The sequence below is a fragment of the Pseudomonas sp. MF08875 genome (genome assembly GCF_059862525.1).
Map to the genome: position 1 here is coordinate 202,568 of NZ_JCBCUW010000001.1, position 16,149 is coordinate 218,716.

15 protein-coding genes and 1 pseudogene are annotated in these 16,149 nt (G+C 61.0%); 13 read left to right on the plus strand and 3 right to left on the minus strand.

Features of this window, described 5'->3' with window-relative positions:
* Positions 1-176 precede the first annotated feature (176 nt).
* Positions 177-2,369 (plus strand): hypothetical protein, encoded by a 2,193-nt coding sequence (locus AC19YT_RS00975; RefSeq protein WP_095108092.1) that lies wholly within the window; start codon positions 177-179, stop codon positions 2,367-2,369.
* Positions 2,370-2,660: 291 nt separating this feature from the next.
* Here the strand turns inward: AC19YT_RS00975 and AC19YT_RS00980 are convergent, their stop codons facing one another.
* Positions 2,661-3,167 (minus strand): DUF2288 domain-containing protein, encoded by a 507-nt coding sequence (locus AC19YT_RS00980; RefSeq protein ID WP_256576541.1) that lies wholly within the window; start codon positions 3,165-3,167, stop codon positions 2,661-2,663.
* 136 nt (positions 3,168-3,303) lie between these two features.
* Here AC19YT_RS00980 and AC19YT_RS00985 point away from each other — a divergent pair, with 136 nt between their 5' ends.
* The 9 genes from AC19YT_RS00985 to AC19YT_RS01025 all read left to right on the plus strand — a co-directional run bounded on the left by AC19YT_RS00985 (position 3,304) and on the right by AC19YT_RS01025 (position 10,955).
* Positions 3,304-4,431, plus strand: coding sequence for a branched-chain amino acid ABC transporter substrate-binding protein (locus AC19YT_RS00985; RefSeq protein ID WP_500609565.1), 1,128 nt, complete (start codon positions 3,304-3,306; stop codon positions 4,429-4,431).
* Between the two features lie 232 nt (positions 4,432-4,663).
* Positions 4,664-5,587, plus strand: a complete 924-nt coding sequence (gene livH, locus AC19YT_RS00990; protein WP_095108090.1) for a high-affinity branched-chain amino acid ABC transporter permease LivH — start codon at positions 4,664-4,666, stop codon at positions 5,585-5,587.
* Complete coding sequence (locus AC19YT_RS00995; protein WP_095108089.1) at positions 5,584-6,840, plus strand: high-affinity branched-chain amino acid ABC transporter permease LivM; 1,257 nt, start codon at positions 5,584-5,586, stop codon at positions 6,838-6,840. Before livH ends, AC19YT_RS00995 begins: the two co-directional genes overlap by 4 nt.
* Positions 6,837-7,604 (plus strand): high-affinity branched-chain amino acid ABC transporter ATP-binding protein LivG, encoded by a 768-nt coding sequence (livG, locus tag AC19YT_RS01000; RefSeq protein WP_095108088.1) that lies wholly within the window; start codon positions 6,837-6,839, stop codon positions 7,602-7,604. The genes AC19YT_RS00995 and livG overlap by 4 nt, the downstream gene beginning before the upstream one ends.
* Positions 7,605-8,306: an ABC transporter ATP-binding protein gene (locus AC19YT_RS01005; protein WP_095108087.1), complete on the plus strand. Its 702-nt coding sequence runs from the start codon at positions 7,605-7,607 to the stop codon at positions 8,304-8,306. It begins immediately after the preceding gene.
* A 121-nt stretch (positions 8,307-8,427) separates the two neighbouring features.
* Positions 8,428-8,724, plus strand: coding sequence for a BufA1 family periplasmic bufferin-type metallophore (locus tag AC19YT_RS01010; RefSeq protein ID WP_500596740.1), 297 nt, complete (start codon positions 8,428-8,430; stop codon positions 8,722-8,724).
* Positions 8,725-8,749: 25 nt separating this feature from the next.
* Entirely contained in the window at positions 8,750-9,637 is an 888-nt protein-coding gene (gene bufB, locus AC19YT_RS01015; protein WP_500596742.1) for an MNIO family bufferin maturase, read from the plus strand.
* Positions 9,634-10,413, plus strand: a complete 780-nt coding sequence (locus AC19YT_RS01020) for an HvfC/BufC family peptide modification chaperone (RefSeq protein ID WP_500596743.1) — start codon at positions 9,634-9,636, stop codon at positions 10,411-10,413. The genes bufB and AC19YT_RS01020 overlap by 4 nt, the downstream gene beginning before the upstream one ends.
* Positions 10,410-10,955 (plus strand): DoxX family protein, encoded by a 546-nt coding sequence (locus tag AC19YT_RS01025; protein ID WP_500609566.1) that lies wholly within the window; start codon positions 10,410-10,412, stop codon positions 10,953-10,955. Before AC19YT_RS01020 ends, AC19YT_RS01025 begins: the two co-directional genes overlap by 4 nt.
* Here the strand turns inward: AC19YT_RS01025 and AC19YT_RS01030 are convergent.
* The gene (locus tag AC19YT_RS01030) at positions 10,904-11,812 is read right to left on the minus strand and encodes a LysR family transcriptional regulator (protein WP_095108082.1); all 909 of its coding nucleotides are present in this window, start codon (positions 11,810-11,812) and stop codon (positions 10,904-10,906) included. The two genes, AC19YT_RS01025 and AC19YT_RS01030, sit on opposite strands and share 52 nt — an antisense overlap.
* 105 nt (positions 11,813-11,917) lie before the next feature.
* Here AC19YT_RS01030 and AC19YT_RS01035 point away from each other — a divergent pair, with 105 nt between their 5' ends.
* The 3 genes and pseudogenes from AC19YT_RS01035 (at position 11,918) to AC19YT_RS01045 (ending at position 14,702) form a co-directional block, all read left to right on the plus strand.
* Entirely contained in the window at positions 11,918-12,520 is a 603-nt protein-coding gene (locus tag AC19YT_RS01035; protein WP_500596745.1) for a short chain dehydrogenase, read from the plus strand.
* 163 nt (positions 12,521-12,683) lie between these two features.
* Positions 12,684-12,977: pseudogene (locus tag AC19YT_RS01040) on the plus strand (hypothetical protein); the annotation flags it as partial.
* A 111-nt stretch (positions 12,978-13,088) separates the two neighbouring features.
* A complete protein-coding gene (locus tag AC19YT_RS01045) occupies positions 13,089-14,702 on the plus strand; it encodes an NAD(P)/FAD-dependent oxidoreductase (protein ID WP_500609567.1) in 1,614 nt (537 codons plus the stop codon).
* 110 nt (positions 14,703-14,812) lie between these two features.
* Here the strand turns inward: AC19YT_RS01045 and AC19YT_RS01050 are convergent, their stop codons facing one another.
* Complete coding sequence (locus AC19YT_RS01050) at positions 14,813-15,907, minus strand: PLP-dependent cysteine synthase family protein (protein ID WP_095108078.1); 1,095 nt, start codon at positions 15,905-15,907, stop codon at positions 14,813-14,815.
* Positions 15,908-16,149: the final 242 nt, after the last annotated feature.

The window sequence follows — 16,149 nt, forward strand, 5'->3', positions numbered from 1 at the left end:
AAGAACGCCGGTAAACGGCCGATTCAACATGACTCACAAAAGGATTTCCCCTAGCGAATCTAAGGTTAAACCCTATCGCTGCGGCGCAAATCGCACTATAAAGTCGCGACATCCTATCCGTGATGGCCCGATGACATCTCGTCTTCAGGCCGACCAGTCCAAGCACGTGGCGCACAATGACTTCTAAAAACAACCCTGCCAACGAAATATCCGAACTGACAGTGACTACACCGGATAAACCCTCGGCTTCGAAGCCATTGGTCAGCTCGCGCCCGCTTGCCACCCAGCAGTACCTGTATTTCACCGAAACCAACACTGACCGCATCCTCGACAACCTCGACGGCCTGCGCGACATGGTGTTCCCGCGCCCACCGCACCTGGAAGGCGACAGCGAGCAGCACAACGACCAGGAATTCCCCTCGGTGTGCCTGATCGGCCTGGGCCGGTGCGGCTCCAACATTGCGCTGGACGTCGCGGAGCTGGTGTACAACGCGCGCAAGTTCTACCTCAACGAATTCAATAACGAAGACCGCCCCTACGCGGACAAAAAGAACCTCGACAAGGGCTACAGCCCCGCGCAGTGGATCCGCAACAACCTGCGCCTGGGCCCGTACAAGGCCACCAAACCGGTGTTCCTGGTCGAGCCACTGGTGATGCTGGGCGACTTGGACAAAGACATCGCCGGGCGCATCCGTTTTTCGCGCAAGGGCGAGAAAAGCGGCTTCCTGCGCGATTACAGCAAAATGAAAATCATGGACCTGTCCGAAGTCCATGCCGGCGGCGCCGGTAACGCGCCGATCCTGGGCCAGTACCTGGCCAAGATCATCCTGAACAAGGACACCCAGCGCTTCTCCAGCCCCGACTGGAAAATGATCCACTCGTACTTGATCGACTCCTGCGGCATCAAGGCCAACCAGTCGCGCCTGTACTTCTCGATCTTCAGCGCGGGCGGCGGTACGGGCTCGGGCATGGCCTCGGAGTTCGGCCTGGCGCAGCAGCACTCGTACATGAACAAGACGTTCGACACCAAACCGGTGGACGAGCACGACAGCAAAAGCGGCCACTCCTTCGTGTTCGAGCCGATCTTCACCAGCGGCATCTGCGTGCTGCCGAACATTTCCGATCATCGCAGCGAAATGTCTGAAGCGTTGCACATCAATGCCGGTCGCTTGCTGTGCAAGTACCTTTCGGAAGAATGGGATTTTTCGTACAACTTCGCCAACGAAGACAGCAGCGAAGCCAGCGTCATGGGCCGTATCCGCCCCTGGAACGCGATGATGCTGATCTCCAACGACATCATGCGCTACGCCGAAGAAAGCGATGACGGCAACATCCAGAACATTGACGTCAATGCCATGGAAAAACACGCCAACCAGTACATTTCGCAGCAGATCTTCAACATCCTCACCGCCCAGGCCGTGACCACCGACTACGACCAGAACTACTTCCGTCGCGCCGGTATCGACATCGGCGAAACCATTCGCCTGGACGCCAACGACCTGTTCATGAGCCTGGCCGGCCCGGTGGCCATCGCCTACGCCGAATCCGTGGTGCCAGAAACCCCGGCGCCGTCGAGCGACAAGTTCAAGGTGTTCGAGAAAGAGCCACAGCGCCTGAACATCGATGACCTGTTCTTCCGCTCCATCGACCTGCCGCACTTCAACAAGGTGACCCAGGCGATCGAAGGCATCAGCCTGTTGCCCATCGAGTCCAAGCGCTACCGCGCTTCGCTTGAGCAGTACAAGAACTCGGGCTACGACGCGGCCGCGTTGCACGACCTGCACTTCTTCAAGAACTGCTCCTCGGTGGTGTCGATCGTGTCCCTGCCCAAGGACTACAAGCTGTCCTACATGGACCTGAACCGGCTCAAGACCCACCTCAACAGCCTGTTCCCCAACACCACGCTCAAGCGCTATGCCCTGGTGATCGGCGCATCGGCCAACCTGTCGCTGACCACCCTGATCGCCAAGAGCCCGTGCCTGTCGGACGACTTCCTGACCCTGATCGTGGCCTTCATCAAGCGCTGCTTTGCGCGCAACCCGTACCGCTTCGATGAAACCCTGGACAACTCGATCCTGGACTTCATCATCCACGACGAATTCAACGAAAGCCTGATCGACGACCTGCTCAACGAATTCGAGAACCCGGCCAAGATCCTCGACACCAACTGGTACGCGATCAAGCCGATGTACGAGAAAAAGTACCGCGAGCTCATCAACGATAAAGAGAAGTTCGTTTCGATCAACGACATCCGCCTCTCGCGCGATTGCGTGAAAAAGGCCATCAAGTACCTGCGCGAGATCTATCGCCACCGCATCGGCAAGACCAAGGTCATCTCGCTCAATAACCACACGGGCAAGACGGCTTGATTCAATACGTCTAAAAGCATCGCGGGCGAGCCCGCTCCCACAGCTTTTGCTTCAGCCTGTGGGAGCGGGCTCGCCCGCGATAGCGATCTTTGCGGCACCGCAAAAGCCCGGTTTTGTTCACATTCAGAAACAATCAGGCAGCCTCACGGCCGCCCGATAAACTGTTCCCGTGACGTTAACGTCACCCTCGGCCAAATCTCGCTGTGGCGTTTCTCTACGGCAACGTGCCATCACGCTACTCGGCTACACACTTTCTCCCGCCCTGCCGACGCACCCATTCGGTGCGCCCCATCAAGCCTCTGCTCTTTCCTGGACCATAATCCAGGGCGAAACCACCACCGCCCACAGCTGCGGATCACGCGTCACCAGATCCAACGCCCGCGACGCAGACACCTTGCCCAGCGTCTCAGTGGCCAGCCAGGCAGCCACTTTGTCGGCTTCGTTCTGCGCCATGGCCTGCGCGGCCTCGATCAAATCCAGGGAGCCGTCGACCCACAATAGGGCACCCTTGGCAAAGAAGGGTTCGAGCTCCTTCCAGGTAATAGGTGCGGTCTCGCCGAGCAGCTTGGCATAGAGGGTGCTAGGTTCTTCGATCATGGGTCTGTCCAGAAGGGAAATCGGCGCAATCATAACGTCGGTGGTCGGGCAGAAAAACCCAGAGATAAAGGCGTCAACGATCGAAAAATTCGCAAAACCCCGGCATAGCTCAAAAGTCCCACGGCAAACCGGCGTGATTATGTCTTTTTCTTTCAGCAATGCGACATCCTCAGGTTTTGCCCCCAGCAGCCAGCTTTTCAAGCGAACAACCGGCGCTCTACACTGTACCGGTACAGTTGCCGGGGGCATTTCCGGAAGAGATATCCATTTATCTTGTCCGGTTCTGTAGCCTTGGCTGCCAGAACTATAAAAATTACAACAGTAAGAGTGGAGCACTATGAATAAGGCTACTAAGCAGATTTCCAAACTGTTTGCCGCTATGGTCCTGGCCGGGGTCGCCAGCCATTCGTTCGCAGCTGACACCATCAAGATTGGTATTGCCGGCCCTAAAACCGGTCCTGTAGCCCAATACGGCGACATGCAGTTCAGTGGCGCCAAAATGGCCATCGAGCAAATCAACGCCAAGGGCGGCGTCGACGGCAAGCAACTGCAAGCGGTCGAATACGACGATGCCTGCGACCCGAAACAAGCCGTGGCAGTCGCCAACAAAGTCGTCAACGATGGCGTCAAGTACGTTATCGGCCACCTGTGCTCCAGCTCTGCCCAACCGGCTTCGGACATCTACGAAGACGAAGGCATCATCATGATTACCCCGGCGGCCACCAGCCCGGACATCACCGCTCGTGGCTACAAGATGATCTTCCGCACCATCGGCCTGGACAGCGCCCAGGGCCCGGCCGCCGGCAACTACATCGCCGACCACGTGAAGCCGAAGATCGTTGCCGTACTGCACGACAAGCAGCAGTACGGTGAAGGCATCGCCACCGCCGTGAAAAAAACCCTCGAAAGCAAGAACATCAAGGTCGCTGTGTTTGAAGGCATCAATGCCGGCGACAAAGACTTCTCGTCCATGATCGCCAAGCTCAAGCAAGCCAACGTCGATTTCGTCTACTACGGCGGCTACCACCCGGAGCTGGGCTTGATCCTGCGCCAGTCCCAGGAAAAAGGCCTGAAAGCCAAGTTCATGGGCCCGGAAGGCGTGGGTAACGACTCCATCTCGCAAATCGCCAAGGATGCGTCCGAAGGCCTGCTGGTCACCCTGCCGAAGTCTTTCGACCAGGACCCTGCCAACGTCGCCCTGGCCGACGCCTTCAAGGCCAAGAAAGAAGACCCGAGCGGTCCGTTCGTATTCCCGTCCTACTCGGCTGTTCAAGTCATCGCCGGTGGCATCGTTGCCGCCAAGAGCGAAGACCCGGCCAAAGTGGCCGAAGCCATCCACGCCGGTACTTTCAAGACCCCGACCGGCGACCTGAGCTTCGACGCCAAGGGCGACCTCAAGGACTTCAAATTCGTCGTCTACGAGTGGCACTTCGGCAAACCTAAAACCGAAGTTTCGCCTCAGTAAGGCTGGATTTGGTTGACTGCCCACAAAGCCCACGGCGTGCCGTGGGCTTTGTTTTACGAACGTATCTGGGCCGCGCTTGCGTGATCCGCAAGTCTCCCCACCTGAAAATCTCAAAACCGTCATCAGCGGTTCGCTGGTAACCCGCCGCCCGAAATGGATCGAGATCCATGGGGCCGGAGCGGGAAGATGACTCAACCAGTGAAATGCGTATCAGGTTTTTAGGAGCGCTGTAATGCCTGACATCTATCACTTTTTCCAACAGCTGGTTAACGGCCTGACCGTTGGCAGCACCTATGCCATGATCGCCATCGGCTACACGATGGTTTACGGCATTATTGGAATGATTAACTTCGCCCACGGCGAGGTGTACATGATCGGTTCCTACGTGGCGTTCATCGCCATCGCCGGGCTGACCATGATGGGACTCGACAGTGTCCCGCTGTTGATGACCGCAGCCTTCATCGCGAGCATCGTGGTTACCAGTGCCTACGGCTACAGCATCGAACGGGTTGCCTACCGCCCCTTGCGCGGCAGCAACCGTCTGATCCCGCTGATTTCCGCCATCGGCATGTCGATTTTCCTGCAGAACACCGTTCTGTTGGCGCAAGACTCCAAGGACAAATCCATCCCCAACCTGATCCCCGGCAACTTCTCCATCGGGCCAGGTGGCGCACATGAAGTGCTGATTTCCTACATGCAAATCGTGGTCTTCGTGGTGACGTTGATCGCCATGCTCGGCCTCACCCTGTTCATCTCCCGTTCACGCCTGGGTCGCGCTTGCCGTGCCTGCGCCGAAGACATCCGGATGGCCAACCTGTTGGGCATCAATACCAACAACATCATCGCCCTGACCTTCGTGATCGGCGCTGCACTGGCGGCCGTGGCCGCGGTACTGCTGAGCATGCAATACGGCGTCATCAACCCCAACGCCGGTTTCCTCGTCGGCCTCAAGGCCTTCACCGCCGCGGTACTGGGCGGCATCGGCAGCATCCCGGGCGCCATGCTCGGCGGTTTGGTGCTGGGGGTGGCCGAAGCGTTCGGTGCCGATATCTTCGGCGACCAATACAAGGACGTCGTGGCTTTCGGCTTATTGGTACTGGTTCTGTTGTTCCGGCCGACTGGCATCCTTGGCCGTCCGGAGGTTGAGAAGGTATGACTAGGAATCTTAAATCGGCGCTGTTCAGCGCCCTGCTGGTGTGGGCCGTGGCCTACCCGGTACTCGGTCTGAAGCTGACCATCGTCGGCATCAACCTGGAAGTGCACAACACCAGCACCGCCACACTGATAACCATCGCCGTGTGCTCGTTGCTGATGTTCCTGCGTGTGTTGTTCCACAGCCAGATCAGCGCAGCCTGGAAGGCCTCGCCCAACATGCCGCTGGTACCGGCCAAGGCCAGCAACTTCCTGACCCTGCCCTCAACCCAGCGCTGGATCATCCTGGGCCTGGTGCTGGTGGCACTGGTCTGGCCGTTCTTCGGCTCACGCGGGGCGGTGGACATCGCCACCCTGATCCTGATCTACGTGATGCTCGGCCTGGGGCTGAACATCGTGGTCGGCCTGGCGGGCCTGCTCGACCTGGGCTACGTCGGCTTCTACGCCGTCGGCGCCTACAGTTATGCGCTGCTGTCGCATTACTTCGGCCTGAGCTTCTGGATCTGCCTGCCGATCGCCGGGATGATGGCCGCCACGTTTGGCTTCTTGCTGGGTTTCCCGGTACTGCGCCTGCGCGGTGACTACCTGGCCATCGTGACCCTGGGCTTTGGTGAAATCATCCGTCTGTTGCTGCGCAACATGACCGAACTCACCGGCGGCCCGAATGGCATCAGCAACATCGAGAAGCCGACCTTCTTCGGCCTGACCTTCGAGCGTAAAGCCGCCGAAGGCCTGCAGACCTTCCACGAGTACTTCGGCCTGCCCTACAACTCGATCAACAAGGTGATCTTCCTGTACCTGGTTGCCCTGTTGCTGGCGTTGGCGGCGCTGTTCGTGATTAACCGCCTGCTGCGCATGCCGATCGGCCGCGCCTGGGAAGCGCTGCGCGAAGATGAAATCGCCTGCCGTGCCTTGGGCCTCAACCCTACGGTCATCAAGCTCTCGGCCTTCACCCTCGGTGCAGCATTCGCCGGGTTCGCCGGTAGCTTCTTCGCCGCGCGCCAGGGCCTGGTCACACCGGAATCCTTCACCTTCATCGAGTCGGCGATCATCCTCGCCATCGTGGTGCTGGGCGGTATGGGCTCGCAATTGGGCGTGATCCTCGCCGCGATCGTGATGATCCTGCTGCCCGAGCTGATGCGTGAGTTCAGCGAGTACCGCATGCTGATGTTCGGCGCCCTGATGGTGCTGATGATGATCTGGCGTCCACAAGGCCTGCTGCCCATGCAACGTCCTCACATGGAGCTGCGCAAATGAGCCGCGAGATCCTGAAAGTCGATAATTTGAGCATGCGCTTCGGCGGCTTGCTGGCGGTCAACGGCGTGGCCCTGACCGTGAAGGAAAAACAGGTGGTGGCGCTGATCGGCCCCAACGGCGCCGGCAAGACCACCGTGTTCAACTGCCTGACCGGTTTCTACAAGCCCAGCGGCGGTGAAATCCTGCTCGACGGCCTGCCGATCCAGGGCCTGGCCGGCCATGAAATCGCCCGCAAGGGCGTGGTGCGCACCTTCCAAAACGTGCGCCTGTTCAAGGACATGACTGCGGTCGAGAACCTCCTGATCGCCCAGCACCGTCACCTGAACACCAATTTCCTGGCGGGCCTGTTCAAAACCCCGGCGTTCCGCAAGAGCGAAGCCGATGCCATGGAATACGCCGCGTATTGGCTGGACAAGGTCAACCTGACCGAATTCGCCAACCGCCCGGCGGGTACCCTGGCTTATGGCCAGCAACGTCGCCTGGAAATCGCCCGCTGCATGATGACCCGCCCGCGGATCCTCATGCTCGACGAACCGGCGGCTGGCCTTAACCCCAAGGAAACCGAAGACCTCAAGGCGTTGATAAGCGTGTTGCGCGAAGAGCACAACGCCACCGTGCTGTTGATCGAACACGACATGAAACTGGTCATGAGCATCTCCGACCACATTGTCGTCATCAACCAGGGCACGCCCCTGGCCAACGGCACGCCCCACGAGATCCGCGACAATCCTGAAGTCATCAAAGCCTACCTGGGGGAAGCGTAAATGCTGCAGTTCGAAAACGTTTCCACCTTCTATGGCAAGATCCAGGCCCTGCACAGCGTCAACGTGGAAGTCCGCCAGGGTGAAATCGTCACCCTGATCGGCGCCAACGGCGCGGGCAAGTCCACCTTGCTGATGACCCTCTGCGGTTCACCCCAAGCCCACAGCGGTAGCATCCGCTACCTGGGCGAGGAACTGGTCGGGCAACACTCGGCGCACATCATGCGTAAAAGCATCGCCGTGGTCCCGGAAGGTCGTCGGGTATTTGCCCGCCTGACCGTGGAAGAGAACCTCGCCATGGGCGGATTCTTCACCGACAAGGGCGATTACCAGGAGCAGATGGACAAGGTCCTGCACCTTTTCCCACGCCTCAAAGAGCGCTTTACCCAACGCGGCGGCACCATGTCCGGCGGCGAACAGCAAATGCTCGCCATCGGCCGTGCGCTGATGAGCAAGCCCAAACTGCTGCTGCTCGACGAACCGTCCTTGGGCTTGGCGCCGATCATCATCCAGCAGATCTTCGACATCATCGAACAACTGCGCCGTGATGGCGTGACGGTGTTCCTGGTGGAACAAAACGCCAACCAGGCGTTGAAGATCGCCGACCGTGCCTACGTGCTGGAAAACGGCCGGGTGGTGATGCAGGGCAGCGGCGAGGCCTTGTTGACCGACCCGAAAGTGCGCGAAGCCTACCTGGGCGGCTGATGTACCGGGAGCGGGCCCACCCGCTCCCTTTTTTATTCTTGCGCTGTAACAATCCCCGCACCGCTTTTCTCTAGAGGCATGTGCAAGCAATCACGCTTGCCCGACCTTCTGGAGAAACACCATGACCTCTTCCCTCTCCGCCACCACCCTCGCCCTGGCCCTCGGCACGGCATTGAGCCTCGCCGCCCTACCCACCACCGCCCAAGCAGCCAATGACATGGAGAAATGCTTCGGTGTCGCCCTCAAAGGCCAGAACGACTGCGCCGCTGGCGCCGGAACCAGTTGCGCCGGCTCCTCGAAAACCGACTACCAGGCCGACGCCTGGAAACTGGTCCCCACCGGCACCTGCGTTAAAACCGCCAGCCCCACCTCGCCTACCGGGTTGGGCCAGACCGAAGCCTTCACCGCCAAGTCCTGATCCGTTCCCGGCCTGAGTGTTGAACATGTCTCTCTCATCGCAGCCCCTGCGCCATCGCACTCAGGCCCGCCACGGCGAGCTGCCCCTCAGTGTCGGGTTGGGGCTTAAAAGCGAACACTTTCGCGATGTCCTGGAGACCAAGCCAGACATCGGCTTCTTCGAGGTGCACGCCGAAAACTACATGGTGGCCGGCGGGCCCTTTCATCACTACCTGGGGTTGATCCGCGAACACTATCCGCTGTCGCTACATGGCGTTGGCCTATCGATCGGCACCCAGGGGGCGCTGGATGGAGAACATCTGGGGCGCCTGGCCGGATTGATCGAGCGCTATCAGCCCCAAGCCTTTTCCGAACACCTGGCCTGGTCCAGCCATGGCCCGGTGTTTCTCAACGACCTACTGCCCCTGGCCTACGACGTACCCACCCTGCACCGCGTCTGCGACCACATCGACCAGGTGCAGAACACCCTCAAGCGCCCCATGCTCCTGGAAAACCCGGCCACCTACCTGGAATTTCGCCAATCAAGCATGGATGAAGCGATGTTTATCCGCGAAGTGGTGCACCGCACAGGCTGTGGCTTGCTGTTGGACCTCAACAACGCCTACGTGTGCAGCGTCAACCACCAGCGCCACCCCTTGGCCTATATCGACGCACTGCCATTGTGGGCCGTGGGCGAGATTCACCTGGCCGGGTTCGCCGAAGACACCGACAGCCTGGGCGAACGCCTGCTGATCGATGACCACGGCGCCCCTGTCGACGCCGCCGTGTGGGAGCTGTACCGCGAAGTGCTCAAGCGCTGCGGCCCGGTGGCCACCCTGATCGAGCGGGACAACCGGGTACCACCGTTCGCCGTGCTCCACGCCGAGGCACGCCAGGCGCAAGCGCTGCTCAACGTCATGCAGGCTGGCCCATGAACACTCACACCCTATTTGCCGAAGCACTGCTGGACCCACAAAAAAACTGCCCCCCCGGCCTGTTCTGCCGCAACGGTGCCGATCCGGCGAGCCGCTTCGCGGTTTACCGCAACAATGTGCTGCGATCGTTGATCGGTGCGCTCACCGACCACTACCCGGTCGTCGCGCAACTGGTGGGCGATGAGTTTTTCAGCGCCATGGCCCGCCAGTTCATCCGCCAGCATCCACCACTCAACCCCCGGCTGATTGAATACGGCAATGAACTGGCGCACTTCATCGAAGGCTTCAGCCCCGCCTCCTGCGTGCCTTACCTCGCCGATATCGCGCGCCTGGAGCGGCTGCGGGTACAGGCCTATCACGCCGCCGATGCGGTGCCCCTGCTCCACGAACAGATAGGTGCCGCACTGAGCGATTGCCAAGCGCCAGACCTGTTGCACCTTCAACTGCATCCCTCGGTCAGCACCCTGAATTCCAGCTACGCAGTGGTTGCAATCTGGGCTGCGCATCAGCAGCCGCAAGGCCTGCTGCCAGGCCTAGATCTACTGGAAGGGCAAAACGCCCTGGTATTGCGCAACGGTCAACACGTTGAAGTCTTTGCCGTAGACCCAGGCTCAATCGCTTTCATCCGCGGCGCGCAAAGTGGCTGGCCGTTGGGCCGGGCCGCATCGTGCGGCCAAAACGTCGCACCCGAATTCGACTTGAGCCAATGCCTCGCCTTGCTCATTGGCCACAACGTCATCACTGAGCTGTACCACCACCCAAGGGTTTCACCATGAATACGCCCCCCAACACCTGCAATGCCCGGCCCTGCCTGCTGCAACGCGGCATCGCCTTGCTGGAAAAAATCCCCCATAGCCTGATCGCCTTGCTCGCGCGCTTTTCCATCGCCGCTGTGTTCTGGAAATCCGGGCAAACCAAGGTCGAAGGCCTGGTCGTCGATCTGGTCAGCGGGCAGTTTCAATTCGCCACACCACGGCTGGCCGACTCCACCCTGTTCCTGTTTCGCCACGAGTACCGCTTACCGCTCCTTCCCCCAGAGTGGGCGGCTTACCTGGCCACGGTGGCCGAACATGTGTTCCCGGTGTTGATCCTGCTAGGCCTGGCCACGCGCTTCTCGGCAGCGGCACTGTTGGCCATGACCCTGACCATCCAGTTCTTCGTCTATCCCGATGCCTACGCCACCCACGGCACCTGGGCCGCGGTCCTGCTCTACCTGATGGCCCGGGGCCCCGGCGCCATCGCCCTCGACGCGCTCATCGCCCGGCGCTACAACCGGTCCAGTGCCTCGCCACTACGCTTGAACCAGCCAATCAAGTAATCGGCCAGCACCTGGGTGCGCCGGGGCAGGCCGCCCTGATAGGGGTGCACCAGGTACATGGGCGTGCGACGGGTCTGGTAGTCACGCAGCAACCAGCACAAGCGCCCATCCGCCAGCTCGCTGTGCAGCATATAAGAAGGCAGGCGAGCGACTCCCGCCCCCACCAGGGCCGCTTTTTTCAGCAGGTTGTAGTGATTGCTGGCAAACGGCCCGCTGACCCGCACCCGCAGCAGTTCATGTTGCTGGTGGTACAACCACTCTTCGCGGCCGCTGTAGTGGCTATTGAGCAGGCAGCGGTGCTCGGCCAAGGCTGCCGGAGTCTGCGGCTCACCGAACTGCTCAAGGTAAGCAGGGCTGGCGCAGGTCATTTCCTCCCACGCCAGCAAGGGCCTGGCCACCAGTCGTTCGTCGTTGCCCACCTGGGAGCGGATCGCCAGGTCGAACCCTTCGCGGGACAGGTCGCGGTAGCTATTGTTGAGCTCCAACTCGATCTGCACCTGCGGGTACTGGCGGGAAAACTCCAGCAGCAATCCATCGAAAAACGTCTCGCCCAACGACACCGGCACCGTCAGCCGAATCGGCCCCGCCATATCATCCTTCAACCGTGCCAGGGCCTGGCGTGCCCGCTCCAGTTGCACCACCAGGGCCTGCGCCTGGGGCAGCAACGCCGCGCCCGCCGCCGTCAGGCTCAGGCGCCGGGTGGTGCGCTGCACCAGCACCACCGCGAAACGCGCCTCCAGCAGGCTGATGCGCTTGGACAACTGGCCCTTGCTGCACCCCAGGCGCTGCGCCGCCAGGGTGAAACTACCGGCCTCGATCAGGGTGGCGAATGCCGCCAAGTCATCCATTTCGCTCATGGACTGTTTCCAATAAAAAACCAAAGGTTGCCTATTAGCGCGCTTTTCCCGATTAAAAACCACTCTAGACTCAGGCCTCATTCACTCCAATGAGGAAACATCCCGATGAAAATCCTATTGATTGGCGCCAATGGCACTGTCGGTTCGGCGGTCGACAAAGAGCTCGCGCAACGCCATGAAGTCATCCGCATTGGCCGCAGCAGCGGCGATTTCCAAGTGGATATCAGCGACAGCGCCTCGATCCGTGCCCTCTTTGAAAAAACCGGCAAGTTCGATGCCCTGGTATGCGCCGCCGGCAACGTGACCTTCGCACCGCTGGCCGAAATGAGCAGCCAAAGCTTCGCCCTGGGCCTGCAAGACAAACTGATGGGCCAGGTCAACCTGCTGCTGATCGGCCGCGAATTCGCCAATGACGGCGCCTCGTTCACGTTCACCAGCGGCATCCTCAGCCAGGACCCGATCCGCAGCGGCGCCTCGGCGGCCTTGGTCAACGGCGCCCTGGACAGCTTCGTGCGCGCAGCGGCCATCGAATTGCCCCGGGGCCTGCGCGTCAACTCGGTGAGCCCCAATGTGTTGGTCGAAGCCATGGGCAGCTATGCCCCGTACTTCCGAGGCTACAAACCCGTTCCCGCTGCCGATGTAGCACTGGCCTACGCAAAAAGCGTCGAAGGCCTACAAACTGGCCAGACCTTTCATGTTGGCTACTAGTCCTTGTGATGAAGGATCAGCCTGAGTAACGTGGCGGCACTTGTCTGGAGACTCCCCGATGCGCGCCGCCCGTTCCTTGCTGTTTGTTGCCCTGCTCCCGCTATTTTCCGGTTGTTCGTGGCTGATAAGCCAACCCGACCCCAGCGCCAACGCCGGCCAGACCCTGCACGCCAATGGCCACGCGCCACAGTGGAGCGTCACGGTCAACGGCAAGGGCCTGCTGCTGGAACGGGCCGGGCAGGCGCCCCTGGCGCTGCCTTACCTGGAAGAACAGGCCGGTGAAGGGCGGTTCAGCCTGACCAGCGACGCCAATGGCCAGCACATCGAGCTGTGGGTCGCGCCGCAACGCTGTGTCGACGCAGGGGATTCAACCGTGCGGCCCTTGAGCGCCGAGCTGCGGATCAACGGCCAGGTGCAGCGCGGTTGCGGGTATTTTGACGGAGCGCGCAGCGGCTGATTTAGCGGGTTGCGGTTTTAACCTCCCGGCAACGGGGCGTTAGCGCCTATAATCGCCGGTTTGTGAAACGCCTTTGGCGCGTTTGTGCGCCCTCGCGAACCGGATACTGTCATGTTACGAATCACCGAACTCAAGCTGCCGATCGACCATCCCGATGAAGACCTGCGCCCTGCCATCGTGCAGCGCCTGGGCATTGCCAGTGACGACCTCCTCGACTTCACCCTGTTCAAGCGCAGCTACGATGCGCGCAAGAAGTCGTCCGAGCTGTGCTTTATCTACACCGTCGATCTGCAAGTGCGCGATGAAGAACCGCTGCTGCGCAAGTTCGCCGATGACCGTAACGTCAACGTGGCGCCGGACATCAGCTACAAAGTGGTCGGCCAGGCCCCGGCAGGCCTGAGTGAGCGCCCGATTGTGGTGGGCTTTGGCCCCTGCGGGATTTTCGCCGGCCTGCTGCTGGCGCAAATGGGCTTCAAGCCGATCATCCTCGAACGCGGCACCGAAGTGCGCCAGCGTACCAAGGACACCTGGGGCCTGTGGCGCAAGAACGTGCTCAACCCCGAATCCAACGTGCAGTTTGGCGAGGGCGGCGCGGGGACGTTCTCCGATGGCAAGCTCTACAGCCAGATCAAGGACCCCAAGCACCACGGCCGTAAAGTCCTGCACGAGTTCGTCAAGGCCGGCGCGCCGGACGAAATCCTTTACGTCAGCAAGCCCCACATCGGCACCTTCCGCCTCACCGGCGTGGTGGAAAACATGCGCCAACAGATCATCGCCCTGGGCGGTGAAGTGCGCTTCCAGCAGCGCGTCACCGATGTGCTGATCGAAGACGGCCAGTTGACCGGTGTCGAGTTGGCCAGCGGCGAACAACTGCACTCGCGGCACGTGATCCTGGCCCTGGGCCACAGCGCCCGCGACACCTTCCGCATGCTCCACGGCCGTGGCGTGTACATGGAATCCAAGCCGTTTTCCGTGGGCTTTCGCATCGAGCACCCGCAATCGCTGATCGATGCCGCGCGCCTGGGCAAATACGCCGGCCATCCGAAACTGGGCGCCGCCGACTACAAACTGGTGCACCACGCCAAGAACGGCCGCTCGGTCTACAGCTTCTGCATGTGCCCCGGTGGCACCGTGGTCGCCGCCACCTCCGAGCCGAACCGGGTGGTGACCAACGGCATGAGCCAATACTCGCGTAACGAGCGCAACGCCAACTCCGGCATAGTGGTCGGTATCACTCCGGAGGTGGATTTCCCCGGCGGCCCGCTGGCGGGCATCGAGTTGCAGGAACGCCTCGAATCCCACGCCTTTGTGCTCGGCGGCAGCAACTACGAAGCCCCGGCACAATTGGTGGGCGACTTTATCGTCGGCAAACCGTCCACGGCCCTGGGCAGCGTCGAGCCGTCCTATAAGCCGGGGGTTGCCCTGGGTGACCTGGCGCAGGCCCTGCCGGCGTTCGCCATCGAAGCCATCCGCGAAGCCTTGCCGGCCTTTGAGAAGCAGATCAAGGGCTACTCGCTGTACGACGCGGTGTTGACCGGCATCGAGACCCGCACTTCATCGCCGTTGCGCATCACCCGCGACGCGTCGATGCAGAGCCTGAACGTCAAGGGCCTGTTCCCGGCTGGCGAAGGCGCGGGGTACGCGGGCGGGATTCTGTCGGCGGGCGTGGACGGCATCCGCATCGCCGAAGCCGTGGCGCGGGACATGCTGGGGCTGGAGGCCTAAAGCCCCCAGCCAATGCAAGCCCTTGTGGGCGCGAGCCTGCTCGCGATAGCGGCGTGCCAGTCACTCGAGGCGCTGAGGCCTCATCGCGGGCACGCTCGCTCCCACAGTGTTTAGAGATTGGCGCGCAGCACGCTCTCGGGCAGCGGCGCGCCTTGCTCGACGCTGGCCGCCACGGTAGCGATCAACCCGCTCAACTCATAGCCCTGGGCCTTGAGCCATTGTGGGTCGTAGTAGCTGGTGGCATAGCGCTCACCGCCATCGCACAGAATCGCCACGATCGAACCCTGCTCCCCCGCCGCCGCCATCTGCTGCGCGGCCATCAACGCGCCCACCAGGTTAGTGCCGCTGGACCCTCCGACCCGTCGGCCCAGGCGCTCGGCCAGGTAATGCATGGCCGCCAGGGACAACGCATCCGGCACCTTGACCATGGCGTCGATGACCTTGGGCAGAAAAGACGCCTCGACCCGTGGCCGGCCGATCCCCTCGATCCGCGAACCGCAATCGAGGCGCAGGCTGGCGTCGCCGCTTTGGTAATAGTCGAAAAAAACCGAGCGTTCAGCGTCGGCGCATAACACCCGGGTGCAGTGCTGGCGATAGCGCACATAACGCCCCAGGGTGGCCGTGGTGCCGCCCGTGCCGGGGCTGGAAATCAGCCAACTGGGCAGCGGATAACGCTCGAAACGCATCTGCTGGAAGATCGACTCGGCAATGTTGTTGTTCGCCCGCCAGTCCGTCGCCCGCTCGGCGTAGGTGAACTGATCGATGAAATGGCCATCGTGTTCCCGGGCCAAGCGCTCGGATTCGGCGTAAATCTGCGTAGGGTCCTGGACCAAATGACTGTGGCCGCCATAGAAGGCAATCTGCGCGATTTTTTCCTGGGACGTGCTGGCGGGCATCACCGCAATAAACGGCAAGCCCAGCAAACGGGCGAAATAAGCCTCGGAAATCGCCGTCGAACCGCTGGACGCCTCGATCACCGGCGCGCCGGGTTTGAGCCAGCCATTGCACAGCGCATACAAGAACAGGGAGCGGGCCAGGCGATGTTTGAGGCTGCCGGTGGGGTGGCTGGATTCGTCCTTGAAATACAGGTCGATTCCCGTGAACCCGGGGAGCGGCAACGGAATCAGGTGAGTGTCGGCGCTACGCTGGAAGTCGGCCTCGATAATGCGAATGGCTTCACGGGCCCACTGCCGGGGGTCGTTCATGGTGTTTTCTCGGTGAACTCAAGCGCTTTACGGGGGCGCTAGAAGGTGACTGACAGCACTTGGCTGATGAGGACTACACAGATTAGGAATATTCCTACATTAAGCACAGGTACAGCTGCATCTCAATTCGCCCCGCAACTGCTAGGCTCCCTGCGGCACAACTGCCCCGTCCGCATATAACAAAAAAGAATATAACTTTTGTTTTAACAACCATCGGTACGGGTTAGGGTGTGCCACCTTTT